Source organism: Pyxidicoccus sp. M6 (assembly GCF_055568925.1).
This window is the reverse complement of the sequence record NZ_CM145714.1, coordinates 10,723,627-10,742,272: the sequence shown is the minus strand read 5'-3', so window position 1 is coordinate 10,742,272 and position 18,646 is coordinate 10,723,627. Positions and strand designations below refer to the sequence as shown.

Annotated in this window: 14 protein-coding genes; 5 read left to right on the top strand and 9 right to left on the bottom strand. The window is 71.1% G+C overall.

The window, feature by feature from the left end; all coding sequences use genetic code 11:
* Positions 1-3 precede the first annotated feature (3 nt).
* From ACVTJA_RS42035 to ACVTJA_RS42025, 3 genes are all read right to left on the bottom strand, one after another.
* Complete coding sequence (locus ACVTJA_RS42035) at positions 4-345, bottom strand: four-helix bundle copper-binding protein (protein WP_465829117.1); 342 nt, start codon at positions 343-345, stop codon at positions 4-6.
* Positions 346-539: 194 nt separating this feature from the next.
* Positions 540-3,308, bottom strand: a complete 2,769-nt coding sequence (locus ACVTJA_RS42030) for a M1 family metallopeptidase (RefSeq protein WP_465829115.1) — start codon at positions 3,306-3,308, stop codon at positions 540-542.
* A 147-nt stretch (positions 3,309-3,455) separates the two neighbouring features.
* Positions 3,456-4,625: a ribonuclease D gene (locus tag ACVTJA_RS42025; protein ID WP_465829113.1), complete on the bottom strand. Its 1,170-nt coding sequence runs from the start codon at positions 4,623-4,625 to the stop codon at positions 3,456-3,458.
* 65 nt (positions 4,626-4,690) lie between these two features.
* On the opposite strand from ACVTJA_RS42025, the gene ttcA reads away from it, so the two are divergent.
* The 3 genes from ttcA to ACVTJA_RS42010 are packed head-to-tail and all read left to right on the top strand — an operon-like array spanning position 4,691 to position 7,188.
* Complete coding sequence (gene ttcA / locus ACVTJA_RS42020) at positions 4,691-5,548, top strand: tRNA 2-thiocytidine(32) synthetase TtcA (protein WP_465829111.1); 858 nt, start codon at positions 4,691-4,693, stop codon at positions 5,546-5,548.
* Complete coding sequence (locus tag ACVTJA_RS42015; RefSeq protein ID WP_465829110.1) at positions 5,527-6,351, top strand: TerB family tellurite resistance protein; 825 nt, start codon at positions 5,527-5,529, stop codon at positions 6,349-6,351. The genes ttcA and ACVTJA_RS42015 overlap by 22 nt, the downstream gene beginning before the upstream one ends.
* A 12-nt stretch (positions 6,352-6,363) precedes the next feature.
* Entirely contained in the window at positions 6,364-7,188 is an 825-nt protein-coding gene (locus tag ACVTJA_RS42010; protein WP_465829108.1) for a phosphate/phosphite/phosphonate ABC transporter substrate-binding protein, read from the top strand.
* Between the two features lie 357 nt (positions 7,189-7,545).
* Here ACVTJA_RS42010 and ACVTJA_RS42005 read toward each other — a convergent pair whose 3' ends face one another.
* Entirely contained in the window at positions 7,546-8,655 is a 1,110-nt protein-coding gene (locus tag ACVTJA_RS42005; protein WP_465829106.1) for a COG3014 family protein, read from the bottom strand.
* Between the two features lie 73 nt (positions 8,656-8,728).
* Here ACVTJA_RS42005 and ACVTJA_RS42000 point away from each other — a divergent pair, with 73 nt between their 5' ends.
* Positions 8,729-9,091 (top strand): GFA family protein, encoded by a 363-nt coding sequence (locus tag ACVTJA_RS42000; RefSeq protein WP_465829105.1) that lies wholly within the window; start codon positions 8,729-8,731, stop codon positions 9,089-9,091.
* Positions 9,092-9,167: 76 nt separating this feature from the next.
* Here the strand turns inward: ACVTJA_RS42000 and ACVTJA_RS41995 are convergent, their stop codons facing one another.
* The 5 genes from ACVTJA_RS41995 to ACVTJA_RS41975 all read right to left on the bottom strand — a co-directional run bounded on the left by ACVTJA_RS41995 (position 9,168) and on the right by ACVTJA_RS41975 (position 17,190).
* Positions 9,168-10,601 carry a serine/threonine protein kinase gene (locus tag ACVTJA_RS41995; RefSeq protein ID WP_465829104.1) on the bottom strand — a complete coding sequence of 478 codons (1,434 nt, stop codon included), beginning with the start codon at positions 10,599-10,601 and terminating at the stop codon, positions 9,168-9,170.
* A 104-nt stretch (positions 10,602-10,705) separates the two neighbouring features.
* Positions 10,706-13,711: a choice-of-anchor D domain-containing protein gene (locus ACVTJA_RS41990; RefSeq protein WP_465829103.1), complete on the bottom strand. Its 3,006-nt coding sequence runs from the start codon at positions 13,709-13,711 to the stop codon at positions 10,706-10,708.
* A 213-nt stretch (positions 13,712-13,924) separates the two neighbouring features.
* Entirely contained in the window at positions 13,925-14,785 is an 861-nt protein-coding gene (locus tag ACVTJA_RS41985; protein WP_465829102.1) for an alpha/beta fold hydrolase, read from the bottom strand.
* 97 nt (positions 14,786-14,882) lie between these two features.
* A complete protein-coding gene (locus ACVTJA_RS41980; RefSeq protein WP_465829101.1) occupies positions 14,883-15,059 on the bottom strand; it encodes a hypothetical protein in 177 nt (58 codons plus the stop codon).
* Between the two features lie 214 nt (positions 15,060-15,273).
* Positions 15,274-17,190, bottom strand: a complete 1,917-nt coding sequence (locus ACVTJA_RS41975) for an AAA domain-containing protein (RefSeq protein ID WP_465829100.1) — start codon at positions 17,188-17,190, stop codon at positions 15,274-15,276.
* Between the two features lie 249 nt (positions 17,191-17,439).
* Between ACVTJA_RS41975 and ACVTJA_RS41970 the strand changes: the two genes are divergently transcribed.
* On the top strand, positions 17,440-18,582 hold the full coding sequence (locus ACVTJA_RS41970) for a DNA topoisomerase subunit B (protein WP_465829099.1): 1,143 nt from the start codon (positions 17,440-17,442) through the stop codon (positions 18,580-18,582).
* Positions 18,583-18,646 lie beyond the last annotated feature (64 nt).

The following is an 18,646-nucleotide window of genomic DNA, read 5'->3' as shown; positions in this document are numbered from 1 at the left end:
GTGTCAGTGGGCGAACAGCAGGGGCCTGCACGCGCGGGCCAACTGCAGCGCATCCCGGGCGAGCGCGTACGAGTCCGGGTCCTCCGCGTCCAGCCACGCGGTGCGGGCCACGCGGTTGCCCAGCTCGAAGCACAGGCTGGCGGTGCGGCGGGCCAGCCGGCTCTCCTTGCGCAGCGCGCGCACGTTCAGCTCGCACAGCTCCGCACACTGCCGGAGCAGGCGCACCATCTCCCCGCCCACCGGTTGTCCACGGGCCACCAGCCGCGCCATGCCTTCCTCACAGGAGGCCTGGCACTGGAGGCTCGCGGCGATGCAGCGGGACACATCGGCGCGTGCACCATCCATTCTGGCTCCCAGCATTGCGCGCACCTCCGTGAGGAGGACAAAGCTATGCACGCTCGTCCGGGTGGCAACCTGAACTGGGGGGCCCTCGGGTACGTGTTCAACGGTGCGCCGTCACAACGCTCACCCGCGGACCCTGGCAACGCCCACCCCTGGACCTTCGGAGCGTGCACGGGCGCACATCCCGGCACCCGCCGTCAGTAACGCGCGAGGAATCGCTCCAGGCCGGGACGCAGGGCCTTGCGTTGAGCAATGCACAGGTCCACGCGCTCCAGGGCCTGCGCCAGGGTGCGCTCGCCGCCCTCCATCCGCTCCGCGTGTGGGCCCAGGAAGTCGGCCGCCTGCTGGCGGTGCTCGGCGTCGCAGAAGAAGCCGCCGCTGGCCAGCAGCCATATGGAGACGTCGCGCGGCAGCCGCTGGCGCAGCGGCTCGAAGTGCTCGCGCAGGAAGCCGAAGGCGCCCACGCGGGTGGGCGGCTCGGAGAGCTGGGTGAAGAGGATGGGCAGCGCCTCGCGCGCGTCCATGTCCGGGGCCAGCAGCAGCTCCAGGCTGGCGCGGGACAGCGCCGGGTCCTTGAAGCTGCCCAGCGCGCCGATGATGAGCTCGCGCTCGCGGTCGCTCGTCGTGGTGCGCAGGGCCTCGAGCAGGCGCCGGTGCAGGGCGGCGTCGCCTCCGGCCGCGGCGATGCCGAGCACGGCGGAGGCCGCGTCCGTCGAGAGGACGCTCCGCTTCTCCAGCCAGTGCAGCGCGAGCTTGCGGGCCTCGGCGCGCAGCACCGCGTCCTGGCCCACGGTGGCCACCATCCACACCAGCGTCGGGCGCAGCATCCGCTCGTCCTCGCTCTCGCCCGGGCGGGACACGAAGCCCAGCCGGCGCGCGAGCGGGCCGAAGAGGCCGCGCACGAAGCGCGCGCGGTGCGGCAGGAGCGTGTCGGGAACGAACTCGTCGCGCACGCTGCCCACCACGCCCGCCGCGCCCTCCACCAGGTCCGGGTCCTCCGGGCGCAGCAGCCGCGTGGTCAGCGTGAGCGCCTGGGCCACGTCCAAATCCCCGCTGGCCACGAGCGCCTGCGCGTCGTCCATCAGCACGCGGCGCTCGGTGACGCTCAGCCCCTTGCCGCCCCGGCGCGTCAGCCGCTCCAGCCCGTCCCCGGCGAGCAGCGCGTGGTAGTAGCCGCGCCCGTCCGCGTTGGGGTGCACCTGCTCCGGGCAAGTCTTCGCTTCATCCAGCACCCGCGTGCCCGTGGGCTCGGTGAGCACCGTGCACGCGCGGCCCTCCGTGCCGCCGGCCGTGTAGCGAACGCACACGGGCACCTGCCACGGCTTCACGTCCTGGCCCCCGGGAGAGCCCAGCGGCAGGTAGCGCCGCTGCGCCAGCGCGAGCTTGGGTGGCCCGTCCTTCGGGCACTGAAGCTCCACGGACACGAGCGGCACGCCGGGCTGGTCCAGGAAGGTGGAGAACGCGGACGCCACGTCCCGGTCCACGACGGTGGAGAGGGACTGGAAGAAGTCCTGCGTGGTGGCGGTGCGGCGCGCGTGGGCCTGGAGGTAGCGGCGCACGCCGAGCTGGAAGGCGTCCGGCCCCAGCCAGGACTCGAACATGGCCAGCACCGCGGCGCCCTTGCCGTAGGTAATCCCGTCGAAGGCGCCGTTGATGTCACCAGAGGATTGGATGGGCTGACGGATGCTGCGCGCGCTGACGAGCTGGTCCGACTCCATGGCATGGCCGCGCGCCTCCACGCGGCGCACGTCCCAGCGCCAGCCGGGCTGCCACTGCGTGATGACCTTGAAGGCGAGCCAGTCCGCGAAGGACTCGTTGAGCCAGAGGTCGTCCCACCACTCCATGGTGACGAGGTTGCCGAACCACTGGTGCGCCAGCTCGTGCGCCTGTGTCTCCGCGAACATGCGCTGGCGCCACACCGAGTCCCCCTCCAACGGCCCCAGCATCAGCTGCGCGCCGAAGGTGATGAGGCCCGGGTGCTCCATGGCGCCGCCCGGCCCGCCGGGCACCGCGAGCACGTCCACCTTCGCGAAGGGGTAGGGCATGTCGAACCATGCCTCCAGCTGCTCCAGCAACGGCGGCGTGGCGCGAGCGGCCCAGGTGGCCTCGGCGCCGCGGCCGTGCGCGACGAGCATGCGCACCGGCACGCCATTGCGGCCCGCCTTGCCCGCGTCCACCACGTCGAAGGGCCCCACCGCGAAGGCCACGAGGTAGCTGGGCAGGGGCGGCGTGGGCTTGAAGCGCACCGTCTTCCATCCGTCCGCGCCCGCGTCCTCGCGTTCCACCGGCGAGTTGGAATACGCGCCGTCCTCCGCGCGCACGCGCAGGGTGAGCTCCCAGGGAATCTTGAAGCCGGGCTCGTCGAAGCAGGGGAAGGCGCGCCGCGCGTAGAGCGCCTCGAACTGCGTCATCGCGTACCAGCGTCCGTTCTCCTCCGCGCGGAAGACGCCGGAGTCCTCGCCCGCTCGCGCGCGGCCCGTGTACTCCACGTGCAGCGTGGCGGTGCCCCTACCCAGAGGCTCCTCGGGGACGAAGGCGATGTGGTCGCCCACGGGCAGCGCGGCCACGACCACCTTCCGGCCATTCATCTCCAGGGTGGCGGCCTCCACCGAGAGCTCCTCGCCATGGAGCCACAGCTCGCGCGGCGGCGCGTCCACGGAGAGCTCGAGGTCCGCCGTGCCGCGGAACGTGTCCTGGCGCGGGTCCAGCTCCAGCGTCACCGACTGCCGCAGGGGCCGCACGCTCCGGTCCAACCGAAGGCCCGGGGGCGTGAGGGCGCGCGCCTCCGCATCGGAGGGAGGTCGGGCGCGGGCCGCCGGTTTCGCGGCCGGGGCGACGGGGGCGGGCGGTGGCTCGTGCCGCGTGCTCACGCAGCCCGCGAGGGTGAGCGCCAGCAGGGGCCCTGTGGCCGCGCCGAGGTATCCGAGCCGCATCGGGAAGGTCTCCACGTTCGCGGGACAGGACATGGCGGCCCGCGACGCGCGCGCATTCCACCACTCGCGTGCTCGCGGCGGTAGCGTCCCGCGTGGGTGTCAGGACTGACGCGGGAGGGCCTGCACGACTGCCTCCCTGCGTGCGGGGAGAAGATTGCGGTGACGGTGTCACCGCATGTGTCAGGCGTTGAGCACCGGGAACTTCGCGAGCAGCTCGATGAGGGCCGGCCCATAGAGCCGCAGCCGCTTCTCGCCGAAGTAGGGCACCTGGGCCAGCTCGTCCAGGCCCTGGGGCGGCCGGCCAGCCAGCATGTCGAGGATGGGATTGGGCAGCACCACGCTGGGCGTCACCTTGCGCTCGGTGGCCTTCTCCACGCGGAACTGCTTGAGGGCGTCCTCGCGCTTGCGCCGGTTGGCGTCGCGCGGTCCCTTGGCCTCGCGCTCGGGCTCCAGCTCGCCCTTGCGGGACTTCTCCACCAGGTCGCGCACCACGGCGAGGACTTCGTCGCCGAAGGTGCGGACGAACGCGCCGCGCACGCCGGCCATGCGCGCCAGCTCGCGCGGATTGGCGGGCAGCTTCACGGCGATGTCGCCCATCGCCATGTTGGAGAGCATGCGCCCCATGGGGACGTTCTCCTTCTCCGCCCACTCCAGTCGCTTGCGGTGCAGGGCTTGGGCGATGGCGTTGGCCAGGGCGAGCTGCGCGGGATTCAGCCCCGCGCGCGGCAGCTTGGGCTTGAAGTCCGCGCCCACGTCGGGCCGCGCCACGGCCTCGTCACACAGGCGGACGCAGTCCAGCAGCACCTCTTCCAGGATGTCCGCCTCGCGGCACGCCTCGCGGACGTTGCGCCCCAGCTCGCAGAGGTAGCGCACGTCGTTGGCGATGTAGTCGCGCATGCCGGCGGGCAGCGGGCGGATGGAGAAGTCGGACTGCTGGTGCTCCTTGGGCAGCTCCACGCCCAGCCGCTCGCGGGCGACATCGGCCAGGCCCACCTTGGGCCAGCCCAGCAGCGTGGCCGCCCGGTGGGTGTCGAACAGGCCCTGCACCCGGACGCCGACCTCGGCGAGGAACTGCAAGTCCCCCTGGGCGGCGTGGAAGAACTTGGTGCGGGCCGGGTCGGCCATCAGCGGGGCGAGCAGGCGGGCTTCGACGCCCGGCTGGAGCGTGTCGAACAGGAAGACGTCTTCGTCGGTGGCGAGCTGGAGGAAGCACAGCCGGGCGCGGAAGGCGTGCATGGAGTCCGCTTCCAGGTCCACGGCCACCTCGCGCGCCTCCTCGAGCTTGCGGGTGGCGCTCTGCGCCCCTGCGGCATCCACCACGTCCACGGCACCCTGCGGGTAGGTCGGCATCGGGCTGGGCAGGCTAGCGGACCCGGGCTCCCCTTTGAGGTGTTTTTTCCCGGGCCGCCGCTAGGATGGCCACGCCGATGAACGACGTCCAGCGCCTGGAAAAGACTCTGCTTGGCCACATGGGCCGGGCCATCGCGGACCACCGCCTCATCGAGGCGGGGGACCGCATCATGGTGGGCGTGTCGGGAGGCAAGGACTCCTACACGATGCTCCACCTCTTGCGGGAGCTGCAGCGCAAAGCGCCCGTGAAGTTCGAGTTGCTGGCGGTGAACCTGGACCAGGGTCACCCGGGCTTCCCCGCGGACAAGCTGGAGGCGTACTTCCAGCGCGAGGGCTACGCCTACAAGATGCTGAAGGAGGACACCTACAGCATCGTCCTGGAGAAGACGCCCCCCGGGAAGACGCAGTGCGCGGTGTGCTCGCGCATGCGCCGCGGCATCCTCTACACGTCAGCGGTGGAGCACGGCTGCACCAAGATTGCCCTCGGCCACCACCGGGACGACCTCATCCACACGCTCCTGCTCAACCTCTTCTTCGCCGGCTCGCTCAAGGCGATGCCGCCGCTCCTGAAGAGCGACGACGGGCGCAACGTGGTCATCCGCCCGCTGTGTTATGCGCCGGAGAAGGACATCGCGAAGTTCGCGGAGCTGATGCAGTTCCCCATCATCCCCTGCGACTTGTGCGGCTCGCAGGAGAACCTCCAGCGCAAGCGGATGCAGAAGCTGATGGAGGAACTGGGGAAGGAGATTCCGAACGTCCGTCAGAGCGTGCTCAACGCGATGATGAACGTGCGGCCGACGCACCTGCTGGACAAGACGCTCAACCCCGACCCGCTGAATGCGCCGCGGGAGGACGGGGTGCCGACGACGGAAACGAAGGATACGCAAGGGAGCGCCAGCCCATGGCTCGAGAGCAGGCAGTGACAGCGCGCAAGGAGCGCAACGGCGCGTTGGTGGAGGCGATGCTGCTGGCGGCGATGGCCGACGGCAACGTGTCGCAGCGGGAGATGCAGACGCTGCTCACCCGCGTGCTGGAGCGGCCGGAGTTCGAGGGCACGAAGCCGGAGGAGCTGAACGCGCTGGTGGAGACGAGCGCGAAGCGGCTCTCCGAGGCCAGGGACCTGGAGGAGGTGCTGGCCTCGCTGCGGCGCCGGCTGCCGGACCACAAGAACCGGATGCTGGCCTTCGGGCTGGCGGCGGCGGTGGCGCTGGCGGACCAGCGGGCCACGCGCAACGAGCTGGGCCTCCTGAAGACGTTCCAGGCCGCGCTGGGCATCTCCGAGGACGAGGTGGCGCAAATCATCGACGTCATCGAGAACGGCGGCAGTCTGGCGGAGGCGCTGGGCGAGCCGCTGGAGCGCCTGTTCGCGGAGGTCATGGTGCTGGTGAGCGCCGCGGACGGGAGGCTGAAGGAAGCGGAGGCCCGGGCGCTGGTGGAGAGCTTCGCGGCGGACCCCCTCTTCGAGAACGTCAGCCCGGAGCGCGCGCAGAGCTTCGTGAGCGAGGCGGTGTCGGCCCTGGCGGCGGAGGGGCTGCCCCAGCGGCTCCAGGTGCTGGCCCACGGGCTCACCACCCACGTCCAGCGGGTGAAGGCCTACCGGCTGGCCACGAAGATTGCCCACGCGGGGGGCGAGCCGAGCCTGGCGGAGCAGCGCATCCTCGACATGCTCCAGGCGACGTTCGGTCTGGCCGACGACGAAGTGGCGCGACTGGGCAGGGAGGGGTAGTTAGGGGGCTGAATGACCCTCCAAGTCCCATCCGGGCCCCGCCACTCGTTCCGCTTCGGGCTTCCTCCCTCGCTGGGCAACGAGACGGCACGGGAGCGCGCGGAGCGGCTCGCGGCGTTCCTCCAGCGGGCGCTGGGCAAGATGGTGGAGGTGTCCGTGGCGCCCAGCTACGAGACGCTCGCCAAGGACCTGTTGTCCGGGCGGGCGGACGCGGCCTGGGCGCCGCCCTTCGTCTGCGCGCGCATGGAGGCCATGGGCGTGCGGGTGGTGGTGCGCGGGGTGCGCCGGGGCATGTCGTCCTACCGGGCGGCGCTGGTGTGCCGGGCGGGGGCGGGGCTGACGGTGGAGCGGCTGAAGGGCACCACCGCGGCGTGGGTGGACCGGGATTCGGTGGCGGGCTACCTCCTGCCCACGGCGTACCTGAAGGCGCAGGGGCACGAGCCGACGCGGGCCTTCTTCGCGCAGCACTTCACGGGCTCGTACCGGGGCGCGCTGGAGGCGGTGCTGGATGGCAAGGCGGACGTGGCGAGCGTCTTCTGCCCGCCGGCCTCCACGGGCCTGTCCTTCGCCACGGGCGTGGAGGACGTGCTGGGCGCGGGCTCCGGACGCCGCTTCGAGCTGATTGCATACACGGACGAGGCGCCCAATGACGGCGTGCCCGTGGCCATGGGCCTGCCGCCGGAGCTGGTGAGCACGCTGGAGTCCTCGCTGCTGGGGCTTCAGTCTTCGCCGGAGGGGCTGGCGCTGCTGAAGGACATCTTCAACGCGGACCGCTTCGAGCCCGCGCCGCGCATGGGCTACCGCGCGCTGTACCGGGTGGCGCTGGCGAGCCTGTAGGGCGACGTCCCGGCGGCTTGTCGTGCGAGGCCCGTACGGGGTTGACTGCACGGGAATGAGCCTCCCCTTTCGCATCGCATGCCTCGCGGGTGCCGTACTGGTCGCCGCCGGCTGCGGCGGCATGCGCCAGCGGCTCGCGGAAGAGGGGTACCTGCGACAGCAGCTCTACGACTACGCCTATGACGTGCCGCTGGAGCGCCTCTGGGCCGAGGCCCGGGACGTGGCGGGGGCGTGCGGCGGCGGGGAGACGGCGGAGGATGGCGTGCGCACGTGCTCCGTGCCCGTGAGACCAGGGGAGGGCGACATGCCGACGTCCTCCGGGTTCCTGCTCCGGGGCTGGGAGGCGGAAGGGCGCGGTTACCTGCACATCTTCCGTGTACGGCAGGGCACGCCGGCGCCCCAGCCCTCGGACCTCTCCGCGCGCGGTGGACCTGGAGCTGAAGCTGTTGGAGCGCTTCCACCCGGAAGAGGCGCGGAAGTTCCAGGAGGGCGCGAGGAGCGCCGGTCAGCGCGCCCGGTAGCGCTCACTCCATCCGCACGACGAGCACCGAGGGGCGACCCGGGGAGACATCCACCTCGCGCCTTCGCGTGAGACCAGCTCCGCGCGCAGACGGACCAGACACTGGTTTCACCCACGGGAGCGACGCAGCGCTCCGGGATGCGGCCCGCCTCCACGAAGACCACCAGCTCCCCCTCGTCCGGTGCGGCGGGCGTCACGGGCTCCGGCCAGGCCCGCTCCAGCTCCGGCAGCTCCGCGCGTCCCAACCGCCGAGCCTCCTCCACGAGCTTCGGTATCAGGTGCTCCAGGTGCGAGGGTGCCCCCGGTGGCGCGCGCCGCGTGACGCGCCAGGCGTCCAGGTAGTCGATGAACGCCGAGGTCTCGTTCCCCTCCAGCTCGTGTGCCAGCGCGCTCACGTACAGCCCGAAGGCGAGCCGCTCCAGGTCCGCGCGGAAGTCATCGTCGAAGGGCACCAGCGCGAGGTTGCGCTCCAGCTCCGTGCGGTGCCGCGCCTCCAGGTGCTGCTTCAGGTGCAGCGCATCCGTGAGCCGTGCCTCCACCGCCGCCTCCTCCCACCGGCCGAGCTGGAGGTAGTTGAGCGCGTTCAGCGAGTGTAGCGCCTGCCGCTCCAGCGTCCCCATCCGCCAGGGCGCGCTCCCGAAGAGCTCCTGCGACAGCCGCACCGTCTCGCGCTCGTCCGCGAGCTCCGCTGCCTCGTGGAGGGCCCGGGCGCTCTGTTCCCACTCACCGGCCTGATGCAGCAGCGCGCCCCGGTCCGCCAGCACCAGCAGCCGGTCCAGCGACTCGTGCTCCGCCTCGGTGTCCAGGGCCTGCAGTGCCTCGGGGTAGCGCCGTGCCTCCGCCAACTCACGCACCCGGGCGGTGTGCCGCACGTAGCTCGGTGAGCAGGCGCACCAGGACAGCAGGAGCAGGAGCCCGAGACAGAGGGTGAGGTGGGAAGGGGCCATGGTGTCGCTCATGCTACTGCGTGTCGCATTTCTCCAATGCAGGCACGGGGACACGGCGGCAGGATGCGCGCCCATGACCGAGCTCAAGAGCTACGAAGGTGGCTGTCATTGCGGGAAGGTCCGCTACTCCGTGAAGCTGGACCTGTCCCAACCCCTGGTGTCGTGCAACTGCTCCATCTGCCAGAAGACGGGCACGCTGCTGAGCTTCGTGCCCGTGGAGAGCTTCACGCTGAAGTCCGGTGAGAAGGACCTCACCGACTACCAGTTCAACAAGAAGGTCATCCACCACCTGTTCTGCTCCACGTGCGGCGTGCGCTCCTTCGCGCGCGGCATCGTGCCGGGCGGCAAGGAGATGCACGCCATCAACGTGCGCTGCCTGGACGGCGTGGAGCTCGACGGCCTGAACGTGAAGAAGTTCAACGGCCGGGACCGGTAGGTGCGCCTGCCGCTCGCCGTGGTCTCCACGGCGAGAAGGCCCATCCCCACGGGAGGCGTCCCGGCGTGAAGCGCCGTTACCGCTCGCCCTCGCCGTGGCCTCCACTGCGAGGAGGAACGCGCCGGGGCGGGGGAGACTCCTCCGCCCCCGCGGGCCGCGCGGGCTTCGGCGGAGTGGGCTTCGCGGGCGCTGCCGCCGCGGGCATCTTGTTCACCGTGGCGGTGCGGACCGGAGCGGCGGGCATGGGAGCGGCAGGCGTGGTCGCATGGGCTCCCGCGCTTCGGCCCGGAGTGGCGGACGCACTCGAAGCGGACGGCGTGGCACCCGCGCCCTTCACGGGCGTCGAGGGTGCCGACGCGCTTCCCGCCTGCTTCACGGGGGAGGCTGAAGCGGAAGAGCTCCCCGCTGTCTTCACCGGCGCCGCCGACGCGGACGAGCCTCCAGAGGACTTCACCGGCACCGCCCCGGGCGTCGAGCCGCCACCCTGCTTCGCCGTCTTCGCCTCGGCCCCGGTGCCGCCCGCCGCGAGCCGCGCCGCGAGCTTCGGGTCGTAGTGGATGACGGTCGGCTCCGCGGCGAAGCGCTCCTCCTCCAACTCCTCCGCGTACATGTCCTGCATGAACGCAGCGAGGTGCGCGGGCGTGGCGTGCAGCTTCTGCTGCATCAGGAACTCCTCCAGCGCGAGCTGGAGCTCCGCCGCCGTGGAGAAGCGCTCGTCGCGCTTGCGCGCCAGCGCCTTGAGCACAATCGCGTCCAGCGCCTTCGGGATGTCCGGCACCAGCTCCGACGGCGGGACAATCTTCGCCCCCACCACCGCCTTGAGCGTGGCGAACTCCGTGTCCCGCTTGAACAGGCGCGCGCCCGTCAAAAGCTCGTAGAACACCGTCCCCAGGCCGAAGATGTCCGAGCGGCAGTCCAGCGGCTCGCCCCGCGCCTGCTCCGGGGACATGTACGCGTGCTTGCCCTTGATGGTTCCCACCATCGTCTGGGACAGCTTCCCGGACGCCTTCGCCACCCCGAAGTCGATGAGCTTCACGCCACCGTTGAAGCCCACCAGCACGTTCTGCGGCGACACGTCCCGGTGGATCAGCGCCAGCTTCCGCCCGGACGGGCTGCGCGCGTTGTGCGCCCCGTCCAGCCCCGCCGCCGCGTCCGCGATGATGCGGCACTTGAGCCCCAGGGGAATCGTCACCTTGCGCTGCTGTGCCCTCAGGCCCAGCGGCCCCACCGCCTCGCCATGCACGTACTCCATGGCGATGTAGAACTGCCCGTCCACGTCGCCCAAATCGTAGATCTGCGCGATGTTCGGGTGGTTCAGGTGCGCGGCGATGCGCCCCTCGTCGAGGAACATCTGGATGAACTCGTCGTCCTCGGACAGGTGGGGCAGAAGCCGCTTCAACACCAGAAGCTTCTGGAACCCCACGGGGCCCTTCTGCCTCGCGAGGTAGACGGCCCCCATGCCGCCGACGGCGATTCTCCGGAGCAGCTCGTAGCGGCCGAACGTTTCCACGACGGCCGCCACGATAGCCGCGCCGGGGCTGGGGGAGGAAGCCCGCGGCGCGTCATTTCCCGAAACGCACGGGCTCCCCTGTCAACCCCCGAGTCCGTGAAACCTCATGGCGAGGCCGGAGGGGCCTTGCACACGCTGCGGTAGCGGACCTCCACGGCCTGTCCGGGCGTGGGCACCGCGCCGGCGTTGAAGACGACGGAGTTGCGGGCCGCGTCATACGTCCACTGGCTGGCGGGCAGCACCTGCCCCTGCACGCGCACCGTCATCTCCGCCGTGCCCGACGGGTCCGCGGTGAGCGGGAAGTCCGCCTGGAGGGCCCCGGCGCGCTGGATGACGGACTCGAGCAGCGGGCGGTAGTCCGAGCGGCAGATGGAGTCCACCTGGCCGCCCGTGCCCTTCGCCACGCTGACGAAGCGGTCTGCCTCGTTGCCTGCGGTGGAGCAGCTGCTGTCCGTGGGCACCAGCGCGTAGAGCTGGCTGCGGTGGGACATGCCCGTGCCCTTCAGCGTCTGGAGGAACTGGATGTAGCTGTCCGGGCTGAAGCCCGAGTTGTCGTCCTCGTCGGCCAGCACCACCACCGCCATGCGCGCCGCCGCGCGGGTGAAGCCCGCGTTGCCGTCGTTGGGCTGCGCGGTGCGCGGGTCATCCACCTGCTCGGAGAGCGGGGCGGACAGGGCCGCGCGCATCGTCTCCAGGCCCTGGACCAGGTTGTGGCACAGGCCCACGTCCAGGTTCTCCTGGATGTCCGCCGCCGCGTTGCCGGCGGTGCCGGACACCACGCGCGGGTTGCTGCCATTCACCGGGAAGAGGCGCCCGGCCTCGCCGCCGTTGGCGCCGCCGCCGCACTGCTGGCCGCGCGCCACGAGGCCCGTGCTGGTGACGCCCACGCGCACGTCCACGCCGTGCTGCTTCGCCGTCTGCAGCCAGTCCGGAATCGCCGCCTTCAGCCGGCTCTGGTACGGCGACATGGTGGTGGTGTTGGACACCACGAAGAGCACGTCGAGCTGGCTGTCCGTGCCCTGCGTGTAGCGGTCCACCTGGATGCCCTCGTGGTTCGTCTCCGCGAGCAGCGGGACGAGGAACGGGGCGGCCTCCGTGTCCGTGCGCAGGTACAGCGGGCTGTAGTGCTGGCCGTGCACGTTGCGCGCGTAGCCCACCTCCAGCTCGAAGCCCTCGCCCGGCCCCAGCACGCGCGGCGTGTTGAGCGGCGTCAGCAGGGTGAACTGGTTGCTGGTGCCGTTGCCAATCTCCGCGCCGGACACCGTAATCGGCTCGCTGCAGCGGTTGGCCACGTACGTCCTGCGCGGCGCCGCGGCGCAGTCGTAGCGGATGGGGCCGAAGTCCACGAAGGACGGCGTGGCCACCAGGCAGCTCGCGCGCGACACGCCCTTCAGGGGCAGCGTCACCGTGGGGTAGGCCGGGTTGTTCACCGTCATCTTCAGCTCGCCCGTGTACGAGCCCTCGGCGGGAGGCCGGAAGGCCACCATGGCGCTGAAGGCCGTGTCGTAGACGACGACGCCACCGGTGAGCTTGCCGCCCGGCATGAAGAAGGCGCCGCCCCCGTCGTTGGAGATGTGGATGTCCTTCACCGCGCACTCGGCGCGGCCCGGGTTGCGGAAGTAGAAGCCCAGCACCGCGCCGCGGCCGGGCACCACGTTGCCGAAGTCCATGGCCGGCTGCGGCAGCAGCTCATACACGCACGGGCCGCTCGCGCGGGCGCGGCCGGTGAGGACGATGGACCGCTCCGGGTTGAACATGTCGTCCGAGCGCACGTACAGCGTGGCCTGCCAGTTCCCCTCGGACTTGGGCTCGAAGTAGACCTTCAGCTCCAGCGCGTCGTTGCCCGGGGCAATCGCCAGCGAGTTGGCGTCCAGCGTGGGCCAGGCGCCGCCGCTCCACGCGTAGCGCTGCGTGCCGCGCGTGGGCACGTCCACGGTGAACTGGGCGCTGGCGCCGTCCGCGCGCACGCCGGTGACGTGCAAATCCCCATTGCTGCCCGCGTTGGTGATGCGGATGACCTTCTCCACCTTGCCGCCCACCGGCAGCTCGCCGAAGTCCAGATTCACGGGCGTCACCGCCAGCGTGGGCCGGCCGCCGCGCGCGTCCAGAATCACCTGCGACTGACGGTCCTTGTCGGACGCGTAGTGCACGGTGAGGTCGCCCACGTTGGGGCCGGAGAAGCGGGCGGCGAACTCCATCTTCACCTCCACCGTCTCGTCCGGCTGCACCACGCTGCCCTCCGGCTTGGACAGCGGCACGAAGGCGCGGTCGCTGGTGACGAGCTTGGAGATGGTGACGGGGCGCCAGGTGATGTTGCGCGCGCGGGTGAAGGACTCGGTGCGCTCGTGCACCGGAATCTGGTCGAAGGGCACCGGCGCCGGGTCGAACGCGAAGGCGTTGGCCACCGAGTTGCCCTTCAGGTCCACCACGGACGGCGTGCAGCCCTCGCATGAACGGACCTCCAGGCGCGCGCCCATGCTGCCCAGCGTCCGGGGCAGGTACTTCGTGCTGACCTTCTGCGAGGAGAAGGGCGGGATGGTGATGGTGTCCGGGGTGAAGGGGTCCGGATTGTCGCCTTGCACCACCAGCGTCAGTGGCAGGTCCACCGGGTTGGTGACCGTCACCTCCAGCGTGCGCTCGCTCTCCACCTCCAGCGTCTCGTAGTCCAGCAGGGGCGGGTACACGCCGATGGGCGTGGGCGTGCCCATGCCGGTGACGCGCACCTGGCCCTCCGCGCCCTGGTTGGCGTCCGTCGTCACGTGCACCGTGTCCTCGGAGGTGCCTTCCTTCAGCGGGTGGAAGCGCACCTTCACGAGGTGCGACTCACCGGGCTCCACCCTCCCGCCGCCTTCCCCGAGCTCCACTTCATAGGAAGGGTTGTCGCCGAGCTTCAGTGCGTCGAGCGCGAAGAAGGGCACGTACCCGACGTTGCGGATGCGCACCTCCTTCTCCCGCCACTCGCCCACCGGCACCTCGCCGAAGTCGAGCACGTCCACGTCCAGCACCGCCGTTGCCTGCACCGCGCGGGTCTGGTCCCCCTCGTGGCAGGCCACCCCGGTGGTGGCGAGCAACGCCAGCGCGAGCACACGCCCCCTCAGCCCCATCCTCATCTTCCGCTCCCCACCCTTCTCCCCACACGCACCCGACCTGGCCTCGTGCGTGATCCACCGCGCCCTCCCCAATCAAATCGCGTACCAACCGGCTCGCGTCCGGGTGGGCTCGTGAAATCAGGAGCTTGGAGGAGGAAGTCCCCGAAAGGACGACAGGTGGGAACGGCCTTGCCCTGGAGGGTGAAAGGTTTTTCCCGACCTTTTTGGAGGGCTTCAGACCGCGCGGATGAAGTCGGTGACGGCGCGGGCCACGGCCTCGGGCTGCTCCATGTGCACGTGGTGGCCTCCGGGGACGGTGAGCGGCGCCCCGGAGAGCGTGGGCAGCCCGTCCAGCCGGCGGCGCAGCACGGCCTCGGGTGGTGCGAGCCCCTCGCTTCCGCGCAGCAGTCGCACGGGGCACCGGACTCCGGCCTGCACGGCCATCCACTGTGCCTCGTCGTACGCCATGCCGAAGCGGCGGCGGTGGCGTGGATCAAACGTGAAGGCCACGCCGTCCTCGAAGGCCTCCGTGCCGTGGCGGGCGAGGTGCAGCGCGGCGGGCTCGGGCAGGGACGGATTGTTCTCCCGCAGACGCGCGGCGGCGGCCTCCACGCTGGGGTATCGCTTGCGGTTGGGCGGACGGTGCACGTCGTCGAGCGAGCCGCGCAGCCGCTCCAGCGCGCGGGCCGGGTCTCCCGCGGTGGGGCCCAGGCTCTCGATGAGGAAGACGCTCTTCACCACCTCGGGCCGCGCGGCCGCGTAGGCCAGCGAGACGATGCCTCCCAGCGAGTGCCCGACGAGGTGCACCGCGTCCAGGCCCAGGGCCACGCGCGCCAATTCCACGTCGAGCGAGTAGTCGCTGAAGCTGTAGGTGCCCCCGCCGCCCACGTGCCCGCTGCGGCCCATGCCCCGGAAGTCCAGCAGCACGAGGCGCCAGTCCAGCGGCAGGTGCGCGGTGAGCGCGTCGAAGCTGTGCGAGTGGTCCAGCCAGCCGTGGAGGAACAGGACGGCCGGCGTGCCCGACGCATGGCGCTGGCGCACGTGGAGGGCAAGGCCCTGGGCATCGACGGTGAACGACTCGAAGGGTGCGGACACGGGAGCCTCCTGCCCCCGTGCCTTACCCTGTCGAGGCTCGCGAGAGAACCGCCGCCTCACGCCACGTGTGGCCGGAGGGCGGCGGGAGGAGTCTTCTCTATCGCTCGGCCGGAGCGCGCGGCGGGCCGCCCGTGTCGGGCTTCGACAGCACCAGCGCGAGCTGCCGCGCCTGGTTTTCCGTCGCGCAGCGGTACTCCTGCATCTTGCCGTTGTCCTTCTCGATGCGAATCACCCAGACGTCGTTTTCCTGAGTCACCGTGGGCCGTTGAGACATGTGGCGGTTCCTCCCCACCGTGGGAGAAAGCATGTCCCGTGCCGGACACTGGAGCCCTGCCAAGCGCTCGGAATTCCAGGACAGCACCCCAAATCCAGACGCATGGGGTGACAAAAATTGTGCAGCGTTGCGACAATTCTGGCGCTGGTGGGTCGCACTTCCTTGCGTAGTACCCCAGGGTTGGGTCGCGTTGGACCCCGACCCCTGGCCATGGTCATTCCATTGCGTCTGGCCACTCCCAGACGGAGCGCCAGGCGCCGGTGGCCTGGGTGCCCTCGATGAAGCGCGCGTAGAAGGGGTGGCCGCTGAGCGTGGCGGAGTCACCCACCACGAAGAGGTGCCGGCGCGCGCGGGTGAGGGCCACGTTCATACGGCGCAGGTCCGTGAGGAAGCCGAGCTGCCCCTCTCCGTTGGAGCGGGTGAGGGAGACGAGGATGGCGTCCTTCTCCCGGCCCTGGAAGGCATCCACGGTGTCCACTTCGATTTCGGGATGCAGCGCCTCCACGCGCTCGCGCAGGCGGTGGGCCTGGGCGCTGTAGGGCGCAATCACGGCCAGCTCCCGCGGTGACAGGCCCAGGGCGAGCAGGGCCTTCACGCGTTTCTCAATCAGGTCTGCCTCGCCGTCGTTGAAGAGGCTCTTCGTGGTGGGCTCCACCTCCTCGTCGAAGCCCTTGCCGGCGGTGTCGAGGTAGAGGACGGGCGGGGCGTCCACCTCGGCGCCGGGGTTGAGGACGTCCGCGAGCGTGCGGTCCGCCACGGAGGGGTGGGCGCGCAATTCGCCGCCGTACATCTCGCGCGAGGGGAAGTCCATGATGCGCGCGTTCATCCGGTACTGCTCGCGCAGCATGCGCTTGACGCCCTCGCCGTGGTCCTTGAGCAGGCGCTCGAAGAGGCTGACGCCGAGACCGGCCTTGGCGGCCTCCTGCGAGAGGACGGCGGGCGGGAGTTGCTGCGGGTCTCCGGCGAGAATGACCTTCGGCGCGCGCAGGAAGCCGAGCAGCGCGAGGGGCTCGGTGGCCTGGGTGGCCTCGTCGAGGAGGGCGAGGTCGAACTCCTCGTTGGAGAGCACACCGGAGTCGAGGCTGGCGAGGGTGACGCAGATGACGTCCGCGCGGGCGAGCACGGCGCGCACGGCCTTCTTCTCCAGCGCGCGGGCCTCGTCGAGCATGCCCTTGGCCTCGGTGGTGGACGCGCGCGCGTTGGCGAAGCGCTCGCGGCTGCGGCCCTGCGTGCGCTGGCGGCGCGCGTAGCCCAGGAGCGAGAAGGCCTCGTCGAAGAGCTCGCGCGAGACGACGCGGTCCGGGTGGTCCTCCACGACGATGTCCAGCGTGTGCTCCTGGAGGCGCGGGGCGACGCGGGCGGGGTGGCCCACGCGGATGGCGCGCAGGCCCTTGTCCAGGCAGAGGTCCAGCAGGTGGTCCACGGCCGCGTTGCTGGCGGCGGTGCAGAGCAGACGTTGTCCGCGCGCGACGGCCTGCGCGGCGATTTCGGCGAGCACGGTGGACTTGCCGGTGCCGGGCGGGCCGTGGACGAGGAAGAAGTCCTCGGAGGCGAGCGCGCGGGCGGCGGCGTCGAGCTGCTCGGGGTTGAGGGGGCGGGTGGGCTCGAAGTCGGCCGGCTTGTCGAAGCGCGGGGGCTCGTTGCCGAGCACCACCTCGCGCTTGCGGCGCTCGGCGCCCTTGTCCATGGCCTTGATGCGCTGGAGGCCGGCGCGGAGGCGGTCATACGTGACGTCGTTGGGGACGACGTCGAGGCGCAGCAGCCCCTCGTGGACATACGGCGGGGGCGAGCGGTCGAAGGCGAGCTGGATGCGCGTGGCGGTGGCGCGGGAGATGAGGGCGCGCGCGGGCTCCTTCACCTCGGCGCGGCGGGGGAGGATGGCGACGAGGTCGCCGTTGTGCAGGCGCGTGGGAAGGGCGCGGCGGTCGGCGCGGGCGAGGGTGACGAGGAAGCGGCCGCCCAGGCCCACCTCCTCCTCGATGGACTCCAGGTCCAGGACGGACAGGCCGTGCTCCTCGCGCTCGGCGAGGGAGAGGCTCTCCGCGAGGGAGGCCAGGCGGGCTTTCTCGGCCTCGCGCTCCCGGGAGAGGAGCGCGCCAAGGTGGTCGAAGAAGGAGACGTCACGAGCCATGGGCACGTCATGCCACCAGGGCGCGGGGACGGCCAGCGGTTCGGAGGGGCTCGCGACTCTCATGTCGTCGGGCACGCGTCAGGCCATCCGGACTGGAGCCGTTCAGGGGGGCGCGGCGCCGAAGCCCGATTTCTCGGCCTCCGCGCTGGCCACCGCTGACAGCATTTGCTTCGGCTGGCCTGGCAAGGGCGGCCGGCCTCCCGGCGGGTAGACTGGCGTCAGGCAGGAGCACGGGCAACAGAGGGCAATGTGTCGGACTTCGACCACTCCAACATTCTGTCCAACCGCGGTGCGCCGGGGCGCGTCGTCGGGGACACGGGCGCCAATGGGCTGCACCAGGTCGCCTACCACCTGCTGGACGGGGTCTACTCGGACGCGCGACGGGGGACCTGCCAGGACTTCACGCTGGAGGTTGGCGCGGACGGCGCCCTCTCCGTCTTCTCCACCGGCCGCTCCGCGTCCCCGCCGGAGCTCGCCGAGACGGTGCTGGGACGCACCATGCAGAAGAGCTCGCGGCGGATTGAATTGAAACTGGGCTGGGACAGCATGCTCGAGGATTGGGGTTGGGGCGTCAGCATGCCCATCGCCCTCGCGCTCTCGTCCCGCTACGAGGTGGACACGTGGGACGGAGCGCATCAGTTGCGCCTGTCTGGAATCGAGGGCTGTCCCGTGGGGAAGCCCCGGGACGTCCATCCGGCGGAGCCGCTGCCCATCGCGGCTGAGAAGGGCATCCGCATCCGCCTCGTCCCTGACGCCGCCCTCTTCGAGACGACGACGTTCGACGCGGAGAAGCTCTTACGCCGCTGCCGCGAAATGGCGTTCCTCGCTCCCGGGCTGCGGGCCCTCTTCACGGACCAACGGACGCGAGCGAGCACGCGGCTGCACTACGCTGGAGGCATCGTCGAGCGGCTCCGGGAGCTCACCGCGGACGTGCCGCTCCATCATCCCGAGCCGCTGTCCTTCGACGTCCAGTGGGAGGGCCTCCGCGTCCGGTGCGCGCTCCAGTGGTGTGAAGACGAGGGCGGCGTGTACTCGTATGTCAAATCGGTTCGCACGCGCAGGCACGGCGTGCACGTGGACGGCGTCTTCCTGGCCCTCCAGGAGGCCCTCGCGGTGCTCATGGGGGCGCGGGCCCGAGCCTTCTCCAGGACACGCCTCGAGCGCGGGCTGCGGGCCATCATCGCCCAGGAGGGCGCCGAGGTGATGATGCCGTACTGGTGGCCCACCGAGGACCGGCTCGAAGCCGATGACCTCGCGCATGCCGTGCGCGACCAGCTCCTCCCACGGATGGTGGAGGCCCTGCGGGAGCACCCGCTGACGCCCTGGCTCGTGGAGCACGCGCGAGCGCGGCCCCGTCCCGCCGTGGTGACGAATCGCCGGCCGCGCGACTGAATCCACGAGGCCGAAAGGATGCGCGCGCCAGAGGGAAAACAGGTGGCCGGCGGGTAGACTCTCG

Coding starts and splice junctions, on each gene's coding strand:
- ACVTJA_RS42035 (WP_465829117.1), bottom strand. CDS start 345: ATGGATGGTGCACGCGCCGATGTGTCCCGCTGCATCGCCGCGAGCCTC.
- ACVTJA_RS42030 (WP_465829115.1), bottom strand. CDS start 3,308: ATGTCCTGTCCCGCGAACGTGGAGACCTTCCCGATGCGGCTCGGATAC.
- ACVTJA_RS42025 (WP_465829113.1), bottom strand. CDS start 4,625: ATGCCGACCTACCCGCAGGGTGCCGTGGACGTGGTGGATGCCGCAGGG.
- ttcA (WP_465829111.1), top strand. CDS start 4,691: ATGGCCACGCCGATGAACGACGTCCAGCGCCTGGAAAAGACTCTGCTT.
- ACVTJA_RS42015 (WP_465829110.1), top strand. CDS start 5,527: ATGGCTCGAGAGCAGGCAGTGACAGCGCGCAAGGAGCGCAACGGCGCG.
- ACVTJA_RS42010 (WP_465829108.1), top strand. CDS start 6,364: ATGACCCTCCAAGTCCCATCCGGGCCCCGCCACTCGTTCCGCTTCGGG.
- ACVTJA_RS42005 (WP_465829106.1), bottom strand. CDS start 8,655: ATGGCCCCTTCCCACCTCACCCTCTGTCTCGGGCTCCTGCTCCTGCTG.
- ACVTJA_RS42000 (WP_465829105.1), top strand. CDS start 8,729: ATGACCGAGCTCAAGAGCTACGAAGGTGGCTGTCATTGCGGGAAGGTC.
- ACVTJA_RS41990 (WP_465829103.1), bottom strand. CDS start 13,711: ATGAGGATGGGGCTGAGGGGGCGTGTGCTCGCGCTGGCGTTGCTCGCC.
- ACVTJA_RS41980 (WP_465829101.1), bottom strand. CDS start 15,059: ATGTCTCAACGGCCCACGGTGACTCAGGAAAACGACGTCTGGGTGATT.
- ACVTJA_RS41975 (WP_465829100.1), bottom strand. CDS start 17,190: ATGGCTCGTGACGTCTCCTTCTTCGACCACCTTGGCGCGCTCCTCTCC.